Raw genomic sequence first — 22,544 nt, 5'->3', positions numbered from 1 at the left:
GCCATCATACACCCAGCACTTCATGCAGCAGCGTCATGCGATCAGGCAGTTCGCCGACCGGAAAGCCCGACACTACCTTGCCGTGCTCCATCAGATAGAAACGATCGGTGACACGGCTGGCAAAGCGGAAATTCTGCTCGACCAGCAGGATTGTCATGCCGCGCTTTTTCATCGTCGCCAGCAGATCGCCGATGCGCTGCACGATAACGGGAGCCAGTCCCTCGGTCGGTTCATCGAGAAGCAGCATTTTCACGCCGGTCCGCAGCATGCGCGCGATCGCCAGCATCTGCTGTTCGCCGCCCGACAGCCTGGTGCCGGGGCTGTTGCGGCGCTCCTTCAGATTGGGGAAGAGATCGAATATTTCCTCCACGCTCATGCCGCCCTCGGCTACGATCGGCGGCAGGACCAGATTCTCGTCCACCGTCAGCGTCGCGAAGATACCGCGTTCCTCCGGCACCAGGCCAAGGCCTTGATGCGCCGTCCGGTGCAGTGGCAGGCGCATCAGATCCTTGCCGTCGAAAGCGATCTGGCCGGTCCGCTGGCGGATCAGCCCGATGATGGCGCGCAATGTCGTGGTCTTGCCGACGCCGTTGCGGCCCAGCAATGTCACCGTTTCACCTGGAAAGACCTCCAGATCGACGCCGTGAAGCGCGTGGCTTTCGCCATACCAGGCGTTGAGGCCGCGGACTGCAAGAAGAGGCGCGGCGTCACTCATCGGCGGTGCCCATATAGGCGATCCTCACCCGTTCGTCGCGACTGACCGTGGCATAGTCGCCGGCGGCAAGGATTTCGCCGCGCTGCATGACGGTTATCCAGTCGCAAAGATCGGCTACAACAGTCAGATTGTGCTCGACCATCAGCACGGCGCGATCCCTGGCGACCGAGCGGATGATATCTGAAACCGTGCGCACATCCTCATGCCCCATGCCGGCCATCGGCTCGTCGAGCAGCAGCACTTTCGGATCGAGGGCCAGCGTCGTGGCGATCTCGAGCACGCGTTTCCTGCCATAGGAGAGATCGGCGGCGGGCCTGTTCTTGGCATCGTCGAGGCCGACAGACCGCAAAAGCTCCTCGGCGCGCGGCGTCAATCGATCGAGCGCTGCCAGCGAGCGCCAGAACTGAACGCTGAGCCCGCCCGGCCGCTGCAATGCAACGCGCACATTGTCGAGCACGCTGAGATGCGGAAACACCGCCGATATCTGGAACGAGCGCACCAGGCCCATCCGCGCGACCTTGGCCGGCGACGTGCGGGTGATGTCGTGGCCGAGCAGTTCGATCCTGCCGCTCGTCGGCGGCAGGAACTTGGTAAGCAGGTTGAAGACGGTGGTCTTGCCGGCGCCGTTGGGCCCGATCAGCGCGTGGATGTTGCCATGGTAGAGGTCGAGATCGACATTCCTGACCGCGACGAAACCGGCGAAGTCGCGCCGCAGGCCCCGGGCGGAAAGCACCACCCGCGGCCCATTCGGTTCGGGCGGCGCCATCGGCCCGCCAATCACTCGCTGGCCGTAGGACAGCCGCTTTCCTTGGGGCTCAGGAACGCCTCGTTACCGGGGATCGTGGCAAGGGGTTTGTAATAGTCCCATTCCTTGGTGCTCTCGCTCGGCGACTTGACCTGATAAAGATACATATCGTGGACCATGTTGCCGTCGGACTGCACTTTGCCGTTCGCCGTAAAGACGTCGTTCACCGGCATCGAATGCAATTCCTTGGCGACGGCTTCAGTCGCGTCGGTGCCGGCCTTGTCGATCGCCTTCAGATACTGCGTCACTGCCGAGTAGGTGGCGACCTGGATCATGTTCGGCATGCGGTTGGTGCGCTTGAAAAACTGCTGGGCGAACTCGCGGCTCTTGTCATCGCGATCCCAGTAGAAGCCTTCGGTCAGCACCACGCCTTGCGCTGCCTCGAGGCCGAGCCCATGCACCTCGGCCAGCGTGAACAGAAGCGCTGCAAGCCGCTGACCGCCCTGCACGATACCGAACTCGGCCGCCTGCTTGATCGAGTTGGAGGTGTCGAGGCCGGCGTTCGCCAGCCCGACGACCTTGGCGCCCGACGATTGCGCCTGCAGCAGGAAGGATGAATAATCGGTCGAGCCGAGCGGATAGCGCACCTCGCCAACCACCTTGCCGCCATGGCTCTCGACGAACTTGGCGGTCTGCTCCTTGAGCGAATAGCCGAATGCATAATCGACGGTGACGAAGAACCAGCTGTCGCCGCCTTGCTGGACAAGAGCGCCACCGGTTCCTACCGCCTGCGAATGCGTGTCATAGGCCCAGTGGAAGCCATAGGGCGAGCATTGTTTGCCGGTCAGCTCGGTGGTTGCGGCGCCGGTGACGATGTCGATTTTCTTCTTTTCCTTGGAAATCCCCTGGACGGCCAGCGCCACCGAGGAGGTGGTCAGTTCCATGATGGAATCGACCTGTTCGGTATCATACCACTGCCGCGCAATGTTGGAGGCGATGTCCGGCTTGTTCTGGTGGTCGGCGCTGACGATCTCGATCGGCGCGCCTTGTGCCTTGCCGCCGAAATCCTCGACCGCCATCTTGGCGGCCTCGACCGACCACTTGCCGCCGAAATCGGCATAGACGCCCGACTGGTCGTTGAGAATGCCGATCTTGACCTTGCCGTCAGAAATCTCGGCGGCTGCGGCAGGCATCGCAGTCGCTGCAAGAAGCGCGGCCGAGGCCAGGTACGATATCTTCATTGGTGACTTCCTCCCTTATGGTCGACAACCGAGCAACATGTCGGCGGCTGCCTGCTGCGGCACGAAGAGTGGCCTCCCATATTCCGTCCTCTCCGGCGGAAAATCGCAGCGCTGTACGGCCGCCTATGCCCGTCCCTCAAATCGTAGCATCGCGCGGCAACGCGAGAACAGTTACTTTAGTATTAGGCTCGCGGTGCCCATGCCGCGGACGTCGAAGCGCAACATAGGGCCGGATCGTGCAGGGTCCAGATGGCGTCTGATCTCTCTGAAGCCGACGTGCCGTGATGAAATCCCGGCCCGAGCGGTCGTGATCAGATGATGCAGCTGAACGAGAAACGTGTGTTCTCAACCGCCGGCTGGATGATGGCATGCAACCAGGCGGCCATCGCCGATGCTTTGAAGAAGCGGACGCTCGCTGCGGCAGAGGGAGGTGGCGGCTGGGCAGCGGGTGTGGAACCGGCATCCCGAAGGTGGGTTCATCGGGCCGGGCAGGTCGCCCTTGAGTACCAACCGCCCGCGCCGCGCCCGGTCGATGCTGGGTATCGGAACGGCGGAACGCAGCGCCGCGGTGTAATGGTGTCTGGGCGCCGCAAAGACCTCGTCGGTCGGCCCACTCTCCACGATCGATCCCAGATACATTACCGCCACACGGCTCGAGATCTGACGCACCACGGAAAGGTCGTGAGCGATGAACACATAGGTCAGGTTGAACTCCTCGCGCAGATCGGCGAGCAGATTGACGATCTGCGCCTGGATCGACACGTCGAGCGCCGAGACCGGCTCATCGGCCACGATAAGCCGTGGCCGCAGCGCCAGCGCACGGGCGATGCCGATACGCTGGCGCTGGCCGCCGGAGAATTCGTGCGGATAGCGCGATGCGTGCTGGGGCGACAAGTCGACCCGGCGCAGAAGGTCGGCCACGCGATCCGCCATTTCCGATGCCGAGAGGCGTTCATGGATACGGAATGGATCGGCCAGCAGATCGCCGACCCGCCGGCGCGGATTGAGCGAAGCGCTGGGATCCTGAAAGACCATCTGCATCTGCCGCCGCAACGGACGAAGCTGGCGCTGGGAGGCATCGCTGATGTCGCGGCCCTCGAATTCCAGCGACCCCGAGCTGATTTCGGTCAGACGCACCAGACACCGGCCAAGCGTGGATTTGCCGCAACCGGACTCACCGACGATGCCGAGCGTTTCCCCGGGCCAGATGTCGAGAGACACCTTATCGACCGCATGTACGGTCCGGCGCTGTGCCGGGAAGATCGAGCGGCCGACGCTATAACGTTTCGACAGATCGCCGGCGCGAAGCAGCGGGCGCGGCACGGCATTCATCGTTGCATCTCCACGCCGCCAGCCTTCTGGACAGCGAATTGTCTGCGCGTGGACTCCGGCAACACGCAGGCGGCGCGATGGCTCTCGCCTTGCATGATCGGCAGCTGGACCAGACAGGCGTCGTGGCGAAAGGCACACCGGGGGCCGAAGGCGCAGCCTTTCGGCAGGTTGGAGAGCGAGGGCGGAATCCCCGGGATAGCGGCAAGCCGGGCCGGACGTGGTCCCTCCATCGGCGGGATCGAGCCGAACAAGCCCCATGTGTAGGGATGCAGCGGCGCCCGGAACACGCTGCTCTTGCCGCCCTCCTCGACAAAGCGTCCGCCATACATCACCAGCACCCGGTCCGCGACTTCGGCAACGACGCCAAGATCATGCGTGACCAGGATCACCGCCGAGCCGAACTGGTCGCGCAATCGTCCGATCAGCTCGAGGATCTGCGCCTGCACGGTAACATCGAGGGCTGTGGTCGGTTCATCCGCGACGAGCAGCGCCGGGTTGCAGGAGAGTGCCATGGCAATCACCGCGCGCTGGCGCATGCCGCCGGAAAGCTGGTGCGGGTAGCTGTCGACGACCCGATCCGGATTTGCGATGCCGACCGCATCCAGCAATTGCACGGCCCGCGCCCGCGCGGCTTTCGCCGACACTTTTTCATGCGCGCGCACCTGCTCGCCGATCTGGTTGCCGATCGTATGCACAGGAGTGAGCGCCGACATCGGATCCTGGAAGATCATCGCGATCTGGCGGCCGCGAATGGCATCGAGCGCACGCCGGCTGAGCCCGATCAGCTCCTGTCCCATGAAACGGATGGAACCGGAGACGATAGCGTTGGGGCTGTCGATCAGCCCCATGATGGCGAGCAAGGTCTGGCTTTTGCCCGAACCGGATTCGCCGACCACCCCGATGATCTCGCGCTGCTCGACGGCAAACGAGACGCCTCCCACCGCCCGCACCAGGCCCTCGTCGCTGCGGAAGGAGACGGTGAGGTCCTTGACCACCAGAAGAGGAGCATCAGCCGACATTGCGTGCCCTCGGGTCGATGATGACGAAGACGACGTCGACGATGAAGTTTGCCATCACCACGAAGAAGGCGGCGTAGATCACCGTGGCCAGGATCATCGGCAGATCGAGGGTCTGCAGTGCCTCATAGGTCAGTTTCCCGACACCCTGCAATCCGAAGACCACTTCGGTCAACAGTGCGCCGCCGCCGACCAGGGCACCAAAATCGAGGCCGAACATGGTAACGAACGCGACCAGCGAGGTCCTGAGGCCATGATGCAGCAACACCCGGCGCTCGCCGATCCCCTTGGCCCGGGCGGTGCGGATGAAATCCTCCTGCATCATCTCGATCAGGCTTGCGCGCAGCACCCGTCCATAGAGGCCGACATAGAGGGTTGCCAGCGTGAACCACGGAATGACGAGCGCCTTGAACCAGCCCCAGGGATTCTCGGTCAGGGGGATGTAGCCGAGCGGAGGAACCCAGGAAAACAGCCAGCTGTCGTGCCAGCGGCTTTGTGTCAGCAGGTTGGCGACCTCGCCCAGCCAGAAGACCGGGATCGACACGCCGACCAGGCTCAGGATCATCAGCGCGCGATCAACGAATGTACCGCGCGTTGCGCCTGCGATCACCCCGACAATCAGTCCACCCAGCACCCACAGCACTGCCGCGCCGCCGACCAGCGACAGCGTCACCGGAATGGCGCTTATCACGGTCGGGATGACGCGCTGCCCGCGATTGACGAAGGAGGTGAGATCACGGCTGACAAAAAGCCGGTTCATCATCAGCCCATATTGCACAGGCAATGGCCGGTCGAGACCGAAATCGTGGCGCACCTGGATCAACGTCTCTTGCGAAGCATTGCGGCCGGCAATGCGCGCCGACGGATCGGCGCCCGGCGTCGCAAAGAAAATCAGGAAAGCAACGACACTTATGCCGAACATGACCAGCACCATCTGGCCAAGCCGGAAGCCGAGCGCGGCAACCACTAGACGCCCCTCGGCGAGGATTTCGGATCGAGCGCGTCGCGTACGCTGTCGCCCAGAATGTTGAGGGCCAGGACCGTGATGACGATGGCCAGCCCCGGCGCCAGTGCAACGACCGGCCGCGAATAGAGCAGGCCCTGGCCGTCCTGGATGATGGTGCCCCAGCTGGCATCCGGCGGCTGCACGCCGATCGACAGGAACGACAGCGAGGATTCCGTCATCATGTTGAGCGCCAGGATCAACGGCACGAAAACGATGATCCGGGTCACCACATTGGGCATGATGTCGCGCAAAAGGATGCGCCAGGGCGACGCGCCCAGGCCGATCGCAGCGGTCACGAATTCGGCATGCATCAAGGTCAGGACATGGCCACGGATCGGCCGCGCCACATAGGGCACATAGACGATGCCGATGATGAAGACCGGTAGCCACAGGCTGCCGGAGCGGATTTCGAATGGACCGATCTGGATACTCTGCGCAATCAGCACGATCGACAGCGAGATCGCCAGCAGGAAAATCGGGAAGGCCCAGAGCACGTCGAGAATGCGCGACAGGCCGATGTCGACGATGCCACCGAAGAACCCGGAGACGACCCCCAGAAACGTCGCGAGGACGAGACACAGCGCGGCTGCAGCACCCGAGATCAACAGCGAATCCCGTCCGCCGTAAAGCAGCCGCGCCGCGACGTCGCGGCCCTGGTTGTCGGCTCCGAGCAGGTAGGGACCGATGCGCCACGTCGGCCCGATCGGCGTCATGCCGAGGCCAAGGCCTTCTGTGGAGGGCTGCAGCACCGGCTGGGTCACCCCATCGACGACGACCTCGCCATTGAGATTGGTCACAAATGGATCGGTGCCGGAGACGTACCGCGCATAAAGCGGCGCCGCGAGCGAGGCGATCACGACGACGACGAGCACGGCGAATGCCGATATTGCCGAACGATCGCCTTTCAGCTTGCGCCATGCCGTGCGCCACGGGCCATCGGTGGCCCGGCGAACCGAGATGGCGGGCTGATCCGCAATGACATTGACCATGAACAGGATTGCCTAGGAAAAATCTCGGCCTGAAAGATGCGCTGATCCGCCGGAAAAGGAAATGCGACGGAGAGCCGGCGGCGCTCCGTCGCATTGGCTCCGGGAGGTTATTCCACCCAAGACTGGCTGACGATCCAGTAGAATTGTGGGCTGAAGGTGAAGTTCTTCAGCCTGGACGAGATGACATCGACCCGCTTCGGCGTGAACAGGACGGCGACCGGCGCCTTGTCCGTCACCGCCTTGTCAATGGCGGTCCAGAGTGTCGCGCCCTTGGCCGGATCGGCGATGGTGGCTGCCTCTGCCTCGTCCATCGATGCGTCGATCGACTTGTCGCAGAACCCCGAAATATTGACCGAGGCGTCGGAACCTGGCGTAAACGAGGCACAGCTGAACAAGACCTGCAGGAAATTCGATGGCGCCGGGTAATCCTGGAACCATTGCGAGATCGAAATCTGCACCTTGTTGTTGGTGTTCTGGATGTAGGTGAACTGGATGTTCTGCGAAATCGGCTTGACCGACGTCTTGTAGCCAAGCTGGTTGAGCACGTCCTGCAGATAGACGCCGATCGCCTTGGAGACAGTGGTGTCCTCGGTGATGATCGTCACCTCCTGACCTGCGGTTCCCGATTCAGCAACCAATTGCTTGGCCTTATCCATATCCGGCGCGGACCACTTCTCACCCGGATTGGCGGTGAACGGGCAATAGGCTGCGAATGACGGGAAGCCCGGCGGCAGGATCTGACAGGCCGGCTGCGCCAGATTGCTGCCGCCGAAAAGCTTGACGATCGCGGCGCGGTCGATGGCGAAGTTCACCGCCTGGCGAACGCGGATGTCGTTGAACGGCGCCAGATTGGTGTTCATCGGCGCGTACCACATCGCCGTCAGCGGGTGAACCGTGACCTGCTTGGCATATTTGGTGCCGAGTTCGGCGAGACGGTCGGACGGCGGCGGATCGAACATCCAGTCCGCCTGGCCATTCTCGACCGCCGTCACCGCCGCCTCGTCGGTAAGGCCGAATTCATAGTCGATCTCGTCCGGATATCCGGCCGGCTGCGCTTCCTTGCTCCATTCCTTGAAGTGAGGGTTGCGCACAATCTTCATCAGCTTGTTGGGGTCGTAACTGGCGATCATATAGGGTCCGGTGCCCGGAATCGGATCGGTGCCGGCGTCCTTGAGCGGCGCGCTCGCCGGCAGGATCGACGCGTGTGGAACGGCAAGCTTCTGCAGGAACTCGGCATCCGGCTGGACCAAGTTGAAGGTAATGGTTCCGGCCGCATCGTCGACAGACAGGCCACCTTCGAGGGAGCATGTCGCGGGCGCCTTCAAGCATGCATCCGCGCCGATGATGCCTTTGTAGAAGGTCCCGGCCGTCGGCCCGCTGATCTTGAAGATGCGCTGGAACGAAGCGACCACGTCTTTGGTCGTGACGTCCGAGCCATCGGCGAACTTGATGCCCTTGCGCAGCTTGAAGACATAGGTCTTGCCGCCGTTCTCGACCTGCGGGAGGCTTTCCGCCAGGTCCGCGACGACCTCGAAGCCGGTCTTGTCTCTGGCCTTCCTGTAGGTCACCAGGCCATCGTAGAGGACATAATTGATCTGGAAATACTGCAGCGTGTAATTGATGTGCGGATCGGCGGTGCCTGCCGCGGCATTGGCCAGCAATCGGAGCGTGCCGCCTGGCTTGCCCTCGGCGGCCAAGGCACCGCTTGCCGGCGACATCATCGTCACGCCGAGCAGAGCCAGCCCGGGTATCAACGCTGCAAATGCTTTTTGGGGTCGCATATTTGTTCCCTCATGGAGGCGTGTCGGCTTTTGCCGCGCTGAATCCGGTCGATCGACCGCCGCGCGGCTGAAAACAGTCCTGGGTTTGCGAACGGCGTTCGCTACTTCGCCCAATCGCAAAAGACTACGGCGAGCGAAGCCGGACGGGATAGCTATTAAGATAGATAGGGTCGGACAGGCTTATTCCCGCCTATTTGTTGAGCAGTCGCCCGACATGGCTATTTGACAAGCAATCATCAGCGGGTAAGCTTGCCGGATGCAAAGCCTTCCAGGCGATCTAGAGAGCCGGTTCCGAACTGGAATGAGCATCGACGCTGCCATGGCGATGGCGACGGAGGCGCTGGAGCCCATCGGTTTCACCGCATTCATCTACGACTATACGCCGGTGCCGGTCAGCCACAAGGGCGAGCTTATCACGCCCTCGCTGATGGCTCTGCGCAACGTGCCGCGCGACATGCAGGATCTCTGGTGCAAGGGCGGATATTATCAGCTCGACCCGGTGCAGGAGGCCGCGCTCGCGGTATCGAGACCGTTTCTCTGGTCGCACAACGGCGTTCAGAGCAACGTCATGCAGCGTGTGCTTCAGTCCAAGCACGATCCTGTGGTCAGCTATCTGCTTGACACGAGGATGACCTGCGGCGTCACCGTACCCATTCGCCTTGCCGGCGGCGATCTCGCCACCTTCACCGCTATCCGTGCCGATCCGGAGGCCGGGTTCGAGGCCGAAGCCAGACCCTTCATCGCCGAGATCGGCGATCTGGGTCATCTGCTGCATGATTCCGTCTATGCCGGTTTCGATGCTGGAATCCGCACCTGCCAACATGTCCATCTGACGTCGCGCGAACGCCAGTGCCTGCGCCTGGCCGCTGCCGGACTGACGGCCAAGCAGGTCGCGCGTGAGATTGGCCGCGCGGTGCCTACCGCAACGCTGCACCTCAACGCGGCGACGCGAAAGCTTGGCGCGCGCAACCGCTTCCATGCCATCGCGCTCGCCGCCCATTACCGGCTGCTTGAACCGGAGCATTGAGGCTCTCGACCTGCGGGCGATCGGCCTTGCCTCGGGCAAACTCATAACCGGCAAACCTATAAATAGTGCTAGCTGTAAATGCGCCGGGCCGCTTAGTACCGTCGGCCGCAAAACAAGGCTTGGGAGGGTCCACACTTCGGCTCCTGCCGCGCCATGATGCGGAGCTTTGATTGTGACGGCGCATGCGATCACCGAAGGATTTAGCCAATACCAGGGCTATCGCACCTGGTACCGAGTGACCGGAAACCTCACCTCGGGCAAGCTGCCCCTGATCGTCGCTCATGGTGGACCGGGCTGCACGCACGACTATGTGGATTCATTCAAGGAGCTTGCCGAAACCGGACGAGCCGTCATCCACTACGACCAGATCGGCAATGGCAAATCGACCCATCTGCCGGATAAGGGCGGTGACTTCTGGACCGTCGATTTCTTCCTGGGCGAACTCGATGCGCTGCTCGCCCATCTCGGCATTGCCAGCCGCTACGCCCTGCTGGGCCAATCCTGGGGCGGCATACTTTCGGCCGAGCACGCGGTGCGCCGCCCGGAGGGGCTCAAGGCATTGATCCTGGCCAATTCGCTGGCCTCGATGGTGCTGTGGGTGAAAGGAGCCCGGCAATTGCGCGCCGGGCTGCCAGCCGATGTGCAAAGCGCGCTCGACCGGCACGAAGCGGCAGGAACCACCGATCATCCGGAATATGTTGCGGCGACGAAGGCTTTCTACGACCGCCATGTCTGTCGCGTCGTTCCGATGCCGCCAGAGGTCGCCCGGACATTTGCGGCAATCGAGGAAGATCCGACCGTCTATCACACCATGAATGGTCCCAATGAGTTCCACGTCATCGGCACGATGCGGAACTGGACCATCGTCGACCGCCTGCATCAGATCGAGGCGCCGACCCTGGTTTTCCGCGGCTTCTACGACGAAGCGACCGAGGCCTGCGTCCAGCCCTTTCTGGATCTTATCCCGCACGTCGAAGGTTTGGTCTTCCCGAATTCCAGCCACATGCCGCATGTCGAGGAAAAGCACGACTGCCTCGCCGCCGTCGGGCGCTTCCTGGCCAAATACGACTGACGTTCCAGCACGCCCTTCAGCCTGCGGTGGCCGAAGACGAGTGACAGTCCGCTCTCGGCGAGGTCGGCGAGCAACTCCTCGTTGCCGCCGCCGGTGCCATGACGATGCCGTCGATGCGGCGCTCCAGCACCCGGTCGATCTCGCGCGCTTCGCGTGCCGTGTTTCTCCTCGGTGCTGAACAGCAGAATATTATAGCGCTCGGCGCGCTGGTGGGCTGCGTCTCCAGTCCGCGTACGAACTCGGCGAAAAAGGGATTGGTGACGTCCGAAATCGGCGCGGCGATGGTGCCGGTCTGGGCGGCGCGCAGGCTGCGCGCTCAGCCATCCGGCCGATATCTCAGCCCGCTGAGCTGTCTTGAGCTTCTTTTGGTCTCGACGCTCAGGGCGCGCGAACCGTTGCCGACAGGCGAGACCATCGCGGCCGACGCCGAGTGCGAAGGTGCCTGCAGGTATGGAACGTGTCCACCCCAAGTTTCGCCAAGCACGTTGCAACCGAATCTATTAGCCGGCGTTAAAGTGCGGGTGGTTTAGCGGGAGGCTTTCATGCAGACGTATCTCGTCGAGCGTATGGACGGCGACGATGTGATCTCGGTGCGCGTCGTCAACGCGCCGAGTCCGTTCAAGGCTGCGGCCATGGTGACCGATGGACATATTACCTTCCGAAAGTGGGAAAAAGACTGGATCCGCGTGACTGACGAAAATCGGGGACAGATCTATGCATATTGTTTTGTCGCCGGCAGCTACTCCGATACTGAACCATTGCCGGTATCGCCCGGGAGAACCACAGAATAGGCAATGTGCCTGAATAGCGGCGATTCCGTCTTCGATCCCACCTTGGCAGATGTGTAACAGGCGTTGCCAACTTGGCACGAACGCCAGTGCTCGCTGCGTCAAGCGCACCACGCGAGCCCGGCATGATTGGCTCTGCCGGCGGCTTGCGAAACAGGCGAAGTGACTAACCAAGCGTCCTTGGGCGAAGATCGGGGCATCATCAGAATGATCGATGAAAAGATTGGGGCGGGAGGCGATAAGTGATCCTAATCTTAGCGTGGGCAACTCATGTCTTCGGCATATTTGGGATCAGAAGTCGCGGATCAGGATCTAGCGGTGGATTGTCAGACAACGACCTCCAATAAATGGTCAAGTGTTCCACAATACGCACTGGATCAGGGTGGTCCGGTACTGCGCCCATTTCAAGGATTGGGCACCGATTTTACCAACGTTGCCGTATTCGATCACCTGAGAAATATGGTCCGCCAGTACCCCGACAAGCTCGCAATCAGCGACGGCGCCAATCGTCTGACTTATTCCCAGCTTCTCCGGTCAGTTGAGACGCTGTCCTACCAGATCGCTGCCGCCGTCCCAGACGGACAGGCGATAGGGATTCTTCAGGCCAACTCGGCCTGGTATCCCATCGCCATCCTGGCAAGCATGACGGCTGGGCGACTTTCGGTGCCACTCAACGCGCGAGATCCCAGCTCGCGGATCCTGGAAATCGTGGCGGGGGCGCGGCTCTCGGCCATCCTGGGCGAGGGCAATGTCCGACCCGCCGGTTTGCCTCACCAAGTCAGTTGGATCGATGTGCCCACCAGTGCGGCCTCGCAATCGGTACAAGTGCCTCAGCCTTACCCCGTCTCGGTCGATGCGCCCGCCATCGTGCTTTATACGTCAGGGAGCACAGGCCGCCCCAAAGGCATCGTTAACAGCCAGCGCAGCTTGCTGTGCCGGGTCCAGCAATATGTCGATGCATGCCACATCAACTCGGATGATGTTTTCCTGCCATTGACCGGACCCGCCACAATCGCCGGGTACCGGGAGATTCTTGCAGCCCTTCTCACCGGGGCCACTTTGCATCTGGTCGAAGTCGAAGCGGTCGGCTTGCGCGCCGTTCAGCGCCTAGTGCGATCCGAAGGCGTGACAATCACCTATCTGGTGCCGGCGCTGCTTCGCGCGCTCATGGCCGACGGACCTGCTGAAGCGTTCCATTCGCTTAGAGTCGCCCGGATCGGTGGCGAGAAGGTGCCCTGGACCGACATCGCACTGCTGCGCAAGGCCGTCTCCGATACGTGCCTCATCCAGATCGGTTACTCGTCAACCGAGACCACCGGCTCACAATGGTTCTTGCCGCGAGACTGGCCGGAGCATGGAGATTCGGTTCCAGTTGGTTGGCTGCTGCCTGGAATCACCTTCGCAATTGTCGACGAAGCGGGCCGCTGCGTTCAATCGGGCCGCAGCGGAGAGCTTCTGATCAGGAGCCCGTATGTCTTGCTTGGCCATTGGGAGGATGGGGCGGTTATGCCGGCGACATCAGACCCGGACGATCCAGGCCTTCGGATTTTCGCGACAGGTGACCTCGTCCGACTTGATAATCAAGGCTTACTGCACATCGTCGGTCGCAAGGGACGGCAGGTAAAGATCAACGGTCGACGCGTCGAGCCAGCCGAACTCGAACGGGTGCTGCGTTGCGCGCCTGCTGTTGCGGATGCCGTGGCAATCGTGACTGCGGCCAATGAGCTTGTCGCCTTTGCCGTTCCTCGGCGCTCGGCCGAAGCGAGCTTTTCGGACGAGCTTCGCCAGCTTGTGAGGACCAATCTGCCACCGCCGCTGCGTCCCTTGCGGTTACACACGATCGCCGAGATCCCGCGTCTGCCAAGCGGCAAGGTGGACATCTCGACACTTGCAGAGATGGATCTTTCAGCCAGAGGGACGGCAGCGACGGCGCGTCCGCTCGAGCCGCGAGGCAAGCTGACGGCGCAGCAGATCGTCCAGCGGGCGTGGACCAGCATCCTCAATACGCGCGTAGCGGCGGGACGCTGGGATGACGCCGGAGGAGACTCGCTGAAGCTGCTGCACTGCGTCATGGAAATCGAAAGCGCCATCGGGCAGGAACTCGGCCTTGAGGCGTTCACCGTTGGAATGAGCCTGGACGAGATGGTCAAGGCGGTCGCGTCTGCACAGGCAGGCGACCAAAGCGCGCGCGCCCAGAAGCATGATCCTCCAATTCTTTTTCTGTTCCCGGGATCCGTCGGCTACGGCCCGAGCCTTGCTGCCTTTGCAGCAGCGATGGGCAAGATCACCCGCGTTGCCCCGATCAGGTACCCAGCCCTGACCATGATCCTGCGCGGGCAAAACAGCCTCTCCGACATGGCCGATGCCGCCGTCGAGCAGATCCGCCGCGCTCAACCCGCGGGTCATATACGACTTCTCGGTCATTCGCTCGGCGGTGCTGTCGCTTTCGAAGTTGCGGCGCGGCTGCTGGCCGCGGGGCGGACCGTAAGGTTCCTTGGCATTCTCGACACCAGTCTCGTCGGCGAGCGAAGCGCTCGCTGGGAGACGTTTACGCGCACATTCAATCGAATCCGAACCAACCGCGTATCCGCTTATCGGATGGCTTGCCGGGCCCTCGCGAAAGTCGCCGTGGCAATGCGGCGCGAGGCGCAACTGGTCCGGTTTCTCGATCGTTTCGCTCAGGGACAGTTCAACGCGACGAGTTTTAGAACCAAACTGGAACTGCAAGAGGTTTTGCGCGCGCGAGCCTTCTTCCAGTGGGTGGCCGAGCCAAAGCCGGCGCTGCCGATCACAGGCACCCTGTTCCGCTGTGCTCGACCCGGAATGCCTCTGGCCATCGGCTGGGATCGCGCTTTCGGACATCTGGACGTGATTCCGATCGTCGGCAGCCACATCGATCTGGTCGTAGAACCTCACCTCGCCACCAACCGCCCGCTTATCGAGAAAGCGGTGGCGCAAACCTATTCGCCAACCGAGTCTCGCAAACTGGAGTACAAGCTATCGACCTGATCTCAACATTCAGCAAGGACGCGCTTGTGCTCGACGCTGCTGCGGAGGTCGATCGCATCGTCCAGATCCTGCGCCAGCAGGTCCTTGGCACGCTGCGACGTCGAGGCGCGGTTGTCGGCCTCTCAGGCGGCATCGACAGCTCCGTCGTCGCGGCGTTGTGTGTTCGCGCCTTTGGGAAAGACAAGGTCCTCGGAATATTCATGCCGGAGCGCCACTCCTCCGGTGACTCGCTAAGGCTTGGCCGCACTGTCGCCGCACAGCTTGGCATCGATGCGATCCTGGAGGACATAACACCGGCCCTCGAAGCGATCGGCGCCTATTGTCGGCAGACCGAGGCAATCCAGACTGTCGTTCCCGACTATGGGGACGGCTGGAAATGCAAGCTGGTGCTGGCCTCAGTTCTCGAGAGCAATGGTCTCAACATCACGCGCCTCACGGTTCAGGACCCTGAGGGCAGGACCGACACGGTGCGTCTGCCGTCGGCAGCCTATCTGCAGATCGTCGCCGCAACCAATTACAAGCAGCGCCTGCGCAAGATGACCGAGTACTATCATGCCGACCGCCTCAACTACGCGGTAGCGGGCACGCCGAACCGCCTGGAATACGACCAGGGCTTCTTCGTCAAGCAGGGCGACGGAATCGCCGACCTGATGCCAATCGTTCACCTCTACAAGACCCAGGTCTACCAGTTGGCCGAATATCTTGGGGTGGAGGAAGAGGTCCGGCGCAGACCGCCCACCACGGACACCTTCTCGATGGCGCAGAGCCAGGAGGAGTTCTACTTCGCACTGCCTTATTATCTGATGGATTTGTGCCTCTACGGGTTAAACCACGGGATCGCTAGCGAAGACGTCGCCGAGGCCACCGGTCTCACCGTGGTGCAGGTTCAGAAAGTTTTCAAGGATATCGACAGCAAACGGCGCGCCGCACGCTATCTTCACGCGCGGCCGTTGGTGTCCTCTTCAATGGGCGAGGGCTAGGCGATGTGCGGCATCGCCGGAATTGTGTCGCTGAGCGCCGCCGCGGCGCCCCCTTCCCGTGATGCGCTGATGCGCATGGTAGGCACACTGGCGCATCGCGGCCCGGACGAGCGCGGTCTTTACCGGGACAAACGTGCGGGATTGGCGCATGCCCGTCTGTCCGTCATCGATCTCGCCAGTGGCCAGCAGCCACTCGCTGGCGCGGGCGACACAATGTGGATCGTCTTTAACGGCGAAATCTTCAATTACATCGAGCTGCGACAAGACCTGGTCGCGCTCGGTTATCGCTTCCGCACACGCAGCGACACGGAAGTCATCGTCCATGCCTATCATGCCTGGGGCGAGGCCGCCTTCGAGCGGATGAATGGGCAATGGGCAGTCGCCATATGGGACTCCGTGGCGGGTCGACTCGTCTTGTCGCGGGATCGGTTCGGCATCTGTCCGCTGCATTTTTGCGAGCACGGCGGACGGCTTTACTTCGCCAGCGAGGTGAAGGCCATTTTCGCGGCCGATGCGGATATACCCCGCGCCTTCGATCCAGCCGGCATCGATCAGACTTTCACGCTCTGGACTGTCGTGCCGCCACAAGGCGTGTTTGGAGGAGTAAGCGAACTCACTCCAGGGCACATTCGCATTTATGACAGTGGCATCGTTCGCGAGCGGGCTTTTTGGAAGCCAAGCTATCCAGAGGTTGACGGACCCGGCGATGACGAATTCGCCGGTTCACTTGATGACGCGGTGGAGGAAGTGCGCGGCGCCCTGGAAGCCGCTACGGCGCTCAGGATAGTACGCGCCGACGTGCCGGTCGGCTGCTATTTGTCCGGCGGGCTCGACAGCTCGCTGGTCGCCGCGCTTGGGAGACGCTTCGCCGGCGGGCGCTTCCAGACTTTCTCCCTGCGTTTTGCCGACGCCGAGTATGACGAGACTCATTTCCAGCGTCTGGTTGCCGGCGTGGCGGGAAGCGAGCACCATGAGGTGGTTGTTTCGCGCAGCGATATCGCTGGCATCTTCCCTGAGGTGATCTACCACACCGAGCGGCCAATCCTCAGGACCGCGCCGGCGCCGCTGTTCCTGCTATCGAGACTGGTGCGTCAGCATGGCATCAAGGTCGTGCTGACCGGCGAAGGGGCCGACGAAATGTTCGCCGGCTACGATCTGTTCCGCGAGGGCAAGGTCCGCCGTTTCTGGGGACGCCAGCCCGCCTCGACGCGACGCTCCCGGCTGCTGGAGCGCCTCTATCCCTATCTCAGCCGCTCGCCGGTGCAACAGCAGGCGATGGCACGCCAGTTCTTCGGGCGCGACATCCACGCCCATGACGCACCTGGTTTTGCGCATGGCACGCGCTGGCGTACCACGAGCGCCATCAAGCGGCTGTTTTCGGCAGACATGCGCGCCCAAACGGAGCGCCGCAACGCCGTGTCCGAGCTGCTTGCCCGCCTGCCGGCGGAGTTTTCGCGATGGGACTCCCTTGCGCAGGACCAGCATATCGAGATCCAGACGCTGATGTCGGGATACCTGCTTTCATCGCAAGGGGACAGGATGCTCTTGGCCCATTCCGTCGAGGGGCGCTTCCCATTCCTCGATCATGAACTCGTGAGGCTCGCGAATTCGCTTCCGGCCGCCTACAAGCTGCGCGTGCTCGATGAAAAGCATGTTCTGAAGCGTGTGGCGCAACCGATTGTGCCGTCGGAAATCGTCACTCGCAAGAAGCAGCCCTACCGGGCCCCCAACGCGCTTTGCTTCGTCGCCGATGGCGCTCCGGCCTATATTCGCGAAGCACTTTCGGAGGCGGCGCTGCGCGAGGCAAACGTCTTCGATCCTAAGTCGGTTGCCCGTCTCCTGAGCAAGTGCCAGGCCAGCGCCGGCGGCGCCGACCTGTCCAACTCCGACAATATGGCGCTGGTCGGGGTGCTGTCGACGCAGCTTCTTCATGAGCAATTTATCGCGAGCCGACCAAGTGGAGCTCGCACGCTCAAGCTCAGCGTCGATATCGACCGCGAGCATCGCGCAGAGGTGCTCGCATGATGCATGGCGCCGTACCGCTCCTGCACGACTATCTCATCCACTCTGCCAGCCGGCTCGGCGGGAAGGTGGCCCTGGTGTGCGGTAATCAACGTGTCACCTACGGCGATCTCGATATGCGCTCGAACGCCATAGCGCATCATTTGAGCCAGGCCGGAATCGCGCGCGGCGATCGGGTGGTGATCTTCGCCGACAACACTGTCGAGGCCGTCGTCGCTTTCTGGGCCGTGCTCAAGGCCAACGCCGTGGTGTGCATCGTCAATCCACTCACCAAAAGCGACAAGCTTGGTTATCTGCTCAACGATTGCCGCCCGACGGCACTGATCACCGACAACCACCTGCATTCGATTTTCAGGGAGCCGGCGCGGAATTGCCCATCGTTGCGCTGCATGATCGTCTCCGGGCCGATCGAACGCGACGACCTGCAAGAACTGCCGCATGCTGTGCGCTGGGAAACTGCGGTCGCGGCAGCCCGCAGCACGCCGCCCGCGCGCCGCTGCATCGATATCGATCTTGCTGCAATCATTTATACGTCCGGCTCGACGGGCGAGCCCAAGGGCGTGATGCTGACGCACCGAAACATGGTTGCCGCGTGCGCCTCGATTTCCTCATACCTGGCGCTTGCTGAAGACGAGGTGATCCTCAACGTCCTGCCGCTCGCCTTCGACTACGGCCTGTACCAGATGATCATGGCATTCGGCGCGGGCGCCCGGCTGGTGCTTGAACGCTCGTTCGCCTTCCCCGCGCAGATCCTTGGGCTGATCAAGCAAGAAAGGGTGACGGGCTTTCCCGGCGTACCGACCATCTTCGCCGCACTCGGGGAGCTCAAGTCTCTCAGGGATCAGGATTTTTCGAGTATTCGCTATGTCACGAACACTGCGGCCGCTCTGCCGCTCAAGCACATTCTCCTGCTTCAGGAGCTATTTTCTCGTGCCCGTATCTATTCGATGTACGGCCTTACCGAATGCAAGCGCTGTACCTACCTGCCGCCGGAGGATCTCGAGCGAAAGCCGTTGAGCGTCGGGATCGCCATCCCCAATACGGAAATGTGGATTGTCGACGAGCATGACAGGCGGGTCGGCCACGGTGTCGTTGGCCAGCTCGTCATCCGCGGAGCGACGGTGATGAAGGGTTACTGGGGCAAGCCGGAGGCGACGGCCAGGAAGCTCAAGCCCGGACCGCTGCCGGGCGAGCAGGTCCTGTACACCGGCGATTACTGCCGGATGGACGCCGAGGGCTACCTCTACTTTGTCGGTCGCGGCGACGAGATCATAAAATCGCGGGGCGAGAAGATAGCGCCGAAGGAGGTGGAAAACGTGTTGATGGAGATTGCGGGCGTACGGGAAGCCGCGGTCATCGGCGTTCCGGACGAGTTGCTTGGACAAGCAGTGAAGGCATTTGTCGTGATGGAGCAAGGAAGCATGATCGGTGAAAAGCAGTTGCAGAAAGAGTGCCAGAGACGACTGGAAAACTTCATGGTTCCAAAGTCGATCGTCATCGTACCCAGTCTGCCGATGACCGACACGGGCAAACTCAAAAAAACCGCCCTGTCATGAGTCGGTATCAGGGCGAAGTTGATCAGCATTCATTTTTTGTACCGGAGGCGAAATCAATGTTGTCTACCAAGGATAGAACCGATACCTGCAGCGATCAAATTCGCGCTTTCCTGGCGTCGAATTTCTATATAGCCGATCCAGAGAGCCTGGAGAGCGACACCTCGCTTCTCGACCAAGGCATCGTGGACTCGACGGGGGTGCTCGAGGTTATCGGCTTCATCGAGGAGACCTTCGGCATCACGGTCGAAGACAGCGAGCTGCTGCCCGAGAATCTCGATTCCATCGAGGGAATTGCGCAATATGTCATGCGCAAGAGAAACTGATTTGCCGACATCTCGCGCAACTCTGTTTCAAGTCCCCGACCGTTTCCGGTTGCGACAGCGCGTCTAGGCCTGTCGCGACGGCGGTGCTTACGCCTGCGCCTTCGTATGCCCCACAACCACCCTGCCCTCGCCGGCCTGGTTGGTGACTGCCCGGATACTCTCATAAGCCTTGGAACGCTCGAGCAAACTCATGACCTGCCGGTCCTGGCCAAGCCCAACCTCGAAAAGCAGGATGCCTCCGCGCCGCAAATAACGCGGCGCGTCCTTGAGCACTCGCATATGGATGCTCAGACCGTAGGGTCCGGCTGCGAACGCTTCACGCGGCTCGAGCTCGACCAAATGCGAACGATCGCCCTCGAGCCGTTTTTCCGAAATATAGGGCGGGTTGCAAACGATCACGTCGATCGTGCCGTCAAGCTCCAAGCCGGAGAAGGCGCCGAACAAGTCGCCCTGAAGCACCGTTACCCGCTCCTCCATATCAAGATGGGTGACGTTGCGGCGCGCGACCTCCACGCATCCGTCGGTAAGATCGCTTGCCCACACGCGCGCGGTGGGAGCGTGGTGCGCGATGGCGCACGCCAGATTGCCCGCCCCACAGCACATGTCGACAACGCGAGGCACCGGCAAGTTCAGTTGGCTCAGAACATCGAGAGCGGCGTTGCCGAGCAGTTCCGTTTCCGGCCGAGGAACAAGCGCACCGGGCGAGACCAGCAGCTGCAATCCCATGAAGGTGCTGCGGCCCCTGCCGTAGGCGTCGGCAACATTGATCTCTTCGCTCACGACACTCGCCTCCCCGTTTTAGCCGGCGTTGGTGGCCGACAATTGCGTTCCGATGAAGTGTATCTCAAAACCGTTTAACTCTCGATCGACAAAATCAAAACCCATCCGTCCCCAGACGCTTCGACGCCTTGATGCTACAAAGATGACCATAAGCTTCTGCGCTGTGTCATGATTAGGAATATCTCCTTACCAGACCCGGTTATCCCCAGCCTGGCGAGCCAGTTGCCGAATTCTCAGCCTGGCGTCACGATTTTGCTACATTTTAATCAAAGAAGGCACATATGTAAGCAATTCGTAATGTTCCAGCAGCGAAGGGCGGAGCTGCTGCTTCCCGGAAGGTTAAAGTTTGTCCCTCATCGAAAGAACCGACGAGATTGCGCGGCAATTTCGCGTCAAAGAGCGCATATCATGAAGTCAACCAAAGGGCGCTCGCTCGATCTACGATCCGCGATGTTCGGCTGTGTGCACGGCCTCGTTGGCGTAGGCGTTTTCTCCGCATTGATAAATATCCTCGCCTTGACCGGCTCCGTCTACATGCTCCAGGTCTACGATCGCGTGCTGCCTTCGCAGAGCGTGCCGACTCTTGTCGGATTTACAGTCGGGATGCTGGGACTTTACGCGGCCTACGGGCTCCTCGATTTCGTGAGGCTTCGCCTGTTGGTCCGCATCGGCAGCCGCCTGCATAGAAATCTGCAGCAAAAGGCGTTCGCAGCCTCGCTTTCCCTGCCCCTCGTTGCCGGGCCGGATGCGAACCGGGTACATCCGCTTCGTGATCTGGACCAGCTACGTGGCTTTCTTTCCGGACTGGGGCCGACAGTCTTATTCGACGCTCCCTGGATACCATTTTATATGGTGGTCATCTATCTGCTGCACCCTGCGCTTGGCGTGCTGGCAACGCTCGGCGCATGCGCCGTTGTGCTTTTGACGGTGGCTGCGGAGATCATCGGCCGCAAACCTGCGGCTCGTGCGTCTGAAACACTCGTTGCGCAGCGGCTTCTGGCCGATTCCGGCCGCCGCAACGCAGAGGTTGTTCAGGCTATGGGCCTGTCCGCCCCGCTTAGCCGGCGCTGGAACGAGGTCAGTCATCTTTATCTGAAGAACCAGGAACGGCTCTCCGACGTCGTTGGCGCAGCGAGCTCACTGTCGAAGACGCTCCGAATGGCCTTGCAATCATGCGTGCTGGGGCTTGGTGCCTACCTCGTGATCGGGGGCGAGGCCTCGCCGGGTGTGATCATAGCGTCGTCCATATTGCTGGGCCGCTCACTGGCGCCGGTCGATGTGGCGATCGCAAATTGGAGAGGGTTTCTGGCAACCCGCAAAAGCTATTCCGAGCTGGCGGCAGCGCTGGATGCTTTTGATAGCCAGCAAGAGCCAATGGAACTGCCACGCCCAAAGGCGGAGCTTGCGGTCGAGGAATTGACGGTCGCGCCACCAAGTCTGCAGAAGCCAACAATCTTCAATGTAAGCTTCCGCTTGGCGAGGGGCGCAGGGTTGGCGGTCGTCGGCCCGAGCGGCTCCGGCAAGACCACGCTCGTGCGCGCTTTGGTCGGGGCATGGAAGCCGCTTCGAGGAACGGTAAGATTGGACGGCGCCTCGCTCGATCAGTGGAATTCAGAGCTGCTCGGCATTCATATTGGCTACCTGCCGCAGGACGTTGAGCTGTTCGACGGCACGATCGCCGACAACATTTCAAGGTTCGGCGGCAAAAGCGACGCAAGGGGCGTGTTGGCAGCTGCCAAAGCTGCGGGCGTGGACAAGATGATCATGCGTCTTCCGCAGGGTTTTCAAACACGCATCGGAGAAGGCGGCGCAGCCCTGTCGGCTGGGCAGAGGCAGCTCGTCGGACTTGCCAGGGCACTTTACGGTGATCCATTCCTCGTCGTTCTTGACGAACCAAATTCCAATCTGGATGCAGACGGCGATGCTGCTTTGGCCGGCGCGATCCTGGCAGTGCGTCAGCGCGGCGGTATCGTGATCGTCGTTGCGCATCGCCCCTCCGCTCTCGTCAACATCGATCAGGTACTCGTCCTGTCGAACGGGATGCTCCATTCGTTCGGTTCGCGCGAAGACGTTCTGGCAAATGTGATCCGGCCCTTCCCGCGTCCGGACAAGCCAAACATTGTCGTTCCGCTGCAGCACGGTGCAAGCGGGCATGCGTGAGG

19 protein-coding genes are annotated in these 22,544 nt (G+C 61.6%); 10 read left to right on the top strand and 9 right to left on the bottom strand.

Going from position 1 to position 22,544, the window contains the following annotated elements; translation table 11 throughout:
* Positions 1-4: 4 nt before the first annotated feature.
* The 8 genes from NKJ09_RS24565 to NKJ09_RS24530 form a co-directional block, all read right to left on the bottom strand.
* Positions 5-715, bottom strand: coding sequence for an ABC transporter ATP-binding protein (locus NKJ09_RS24565; protein ID WP_352494493.1), 711 nt, complete (start codon positions 713-715; stop codon positions 5-7).
* Entirely contained in the window at positions 708-1,481 is a 774-nt protein-coding gene (locus NKJ09_RS24560) for an ABC transporter ATP-binding protein (RefSeq protein ID WP_352494494.1), read from the bottom strand. Before NKJ09_RS24560 ends, NKJ09_RS24565 begins: the two co-directional genes overlap by 8 nt.
* 11 nt (positions 1,482-1,492) lie before the next feature.
* A complete protein-coding gene (locus NKJ09_RS24555; protein WP_352484604.1) occupies positions 1,493-2,701 on the bottom strand; it encodes an ABC transporter substrate-binding protein in 1,209 nt (402 codons plus the stop codon).
* Between the two features lie 345 nt (positions 2,702-3,046).
* Entirely contained in the window at positions 3,047-4,033 is a 987-nt protein-coding gene (locus NKJ09_RS24550; RefSeq protein ID WP_023718538.1) for an ABC transporter ATP-binding protein, read from the bottom strand.
* The gene (locus tag NKJ09_RS24545; RefSeq protein ID WP_352494495.1) at positions 4,030-5,052 is read right to left on the bottom strand and encodes an ABC transporter ATP-binding protein; all 1,023 of its coding nucleotides are present in this window, start codon (positions 5,050-5,052) and stop codon (positions 4,030-4,032) included. Before NKJ09_RS24545 ends, NKJ09_RS24550 begins: the two co-directional genes overlap by 4 nt.
* The gene (locus NKJ09_RS24540; RefSeq protein WP_023718540.1) at positions 5,042-6,016 is read right to left on the bottom strand and encodes an ABC transporter permease; all 975 of its coding nucleotides are present in this window, start codon (positions 6,014-6,016) and stop codon (positions 5,042-5,044) included. The genes NKJ09_RS24545 and NKJ09_RS24540 overlap by 11 nt, the downstream gene beginning before the upstream one ends.
* A complete protein-coding gene (locus NKJ09_RS24535; RefSeq protein WP_023718541.1) occupies positions 6,016-7,044 on the bottom strand; it encodes an ABC transporter permease in 1,029 nt (342 codons plus the stop codon). The genes NKJ09_RS24540 and NKJ09_RS24535 overlap by 1 nt, the downstream gene beginning before the upstream one ends.
* Before the next feature lie 107 nt (positions 7,045-7,151).
* Entirely contained in the window at positions 7,152-8,825 is a 1,674-nt protein-coding gene (locus NKJ09_RS24530; RefSeq protein WP_352494496.1) for an ABC transporter substrate-binding protein, read from the bottom strand.
* Between the two features lie 301 nt (positions 8,826-9,126).
* Here NKJ09_RS24530 and NKJ09_RS24525 point away from each other — a divergent pair, with 301 nt between their 5' ends.
* From NKJ09_RS24525 to NKJ09_RS24485, 9 genes are all read left to right on the top strand, one after another.
* The gene (locus NKJ09_RS24525; protein WP_352494497.1) at positions 9,127-9,852 is read left to right on the top strand and encodes a LuxR family transcriptional regulator; all 726 of its coding nucleotides are present in this window, start codon (positions 9,127-9,129) and stop codon (positions 9,850-9,852) included.
* Between the two features lie 172 nt (positions 9,853-10,024).
* Complete coding sequence (locus tag NKJ09_RS24520; RefSeq protein ID WP_031193844.1) at positions 10,025-10,924, top strand: proline iminopeptidase-family hydrolase; 900 nt, start codon at positions 10,025-10,027, stop codon at positions 10,922-10,924.
* 98 nt (positions 10,925-11,022) lie between these two features.
* Positions 11,023-11,454, top strand: coding sequence for a hypothetical protein (locus NKJ09_RS24515; RefSeq protein ID WP_352494498.1), 432 nt, complete (start codon positions 11,023-11,025; stop codon positions 11,452-11,454).
* Between the two features lie 12 nt (positions 11,455-11,466).
* Positions 11,467-11,715, top strand: coding sequence for a hypothetical protein (locus NKJ09_RS24510; protein WP_023718545.1), 249 nt, complete (start codon positions 11,467-11,469; stop codon positions 11,713-11,715).
* 267 nt (positions 11,716-11,982) lie between these two features.
* Entirely contained in the window at positions 11,983-14,721 is a 2,739-nt protein-coding gene (locus tag NKJ09_RS24505; RefSeq protein ID WP_352494499.1) for an AMP-binding protein, read from the top strand.
* Positions 14,718-15,701: an NAD(+) synthase gene (nadE, locus tag NKJ09_RS24500; RefSeq protein WP_031193946.1), complete on the top strand. Its 984-nt coding sequence runs from the start codon at positions 14,718-14,720 to the stop codon at positions 15,699-15,701. The genes NKJ09_RS24505 and nadE overlap by 4 nt, the downstream gene beginning before the upstream one ends.
* 3 nt (positions 15,702-15,704) lie before the next feature.
* Positions 15,705-17,726 (top strand): asparagine synthase (glutamine-hydrolyzing), encoded by a 2,022-nt coding sequence (gene asnB / locus NKJ09_RS24495; RefSeq protein WP_352494500.1) that lies wholly within the window; start codon positions 15,705-15,707, stop codon positions 17,724-17,726.
* Positions 17,723-19,279: a class I adenylate-forming enzyme family protein gene (locus tag NKJ09_RS24490; RefSeq protein WP_023718549.1), complete on the top strand. Its 1,557-nt coding sequence runs from the start codon at positions 17,723-17,725 to the stop codon at positions 19,277-19,279. The genes asnB and NKJ09_RS24490 overlap by 4 nt, the downstream gene beginning before the upstream one ends.
* Positions 19,280-19,335: 56 nt before the next feature.
* Positions 19,336-19,602, top strand: a complete 267-nt coding sequence (locus tag NKJ09_RS24485; protein ID WP_023718550.1) for an acyl carrier protein — start codon at positions 19,336-19,338, stop codon at positions 19,600-19,602.
* 87 nt (positions 19,603-19,689) lie between these two features.
* Here the strand turns inward: NKJ09_RS24485 and NKJ09_RS24480 are convergent, their stop codons facing one another.
* Positions 19,690-20,382: a N5-glutamine methyltransferase family protein gene (locus NKJ09_RS24480; RefSeq protein ID WP_023718551.1), complete on the bottom strand. Its 693-nt coding sequence runs from the start codon at positions 20,380-20,382 to the stop codon at positions 19,690-19,692.
* Between the two features lie 408 nt (positions 20,383-20,790).
* Here NKJ09_RS24480 and NKJ09_RS24475 point away from each other — a divergent pair, with 408 nt between their 5' ends.
* Positions 20,791-22,542 carry a type I secretion system permease/ATPase gene (locus NKJ09_RS24475; RefSeq protein WP_023718552.1) on the top strand — a complete coding sequence of 584 codons (1,752 nt, stop codon included), beginning with the start codon at positions 20,791-20,793 and terminating at the stop codon, positions 22,540-22,542.
* Positions 22,543-22,544 lie beyond the last annotated feature (2 nt).

Origin of the sequence: Mesorhizobium sp. M0189 (assembly GCF_040322135.1) — a bacterium.
GTDB lineage: Bacteria > Pseudomonadota > Alphaproteobacteria > Rhizobiales > Rhizobiaceae > Mesorhizobium.
The sequence above is the reverse complement of the archived record's forward strand: the minus strand, read 5'-3'. Positions and strand labels throughout refer to the sequence as shown.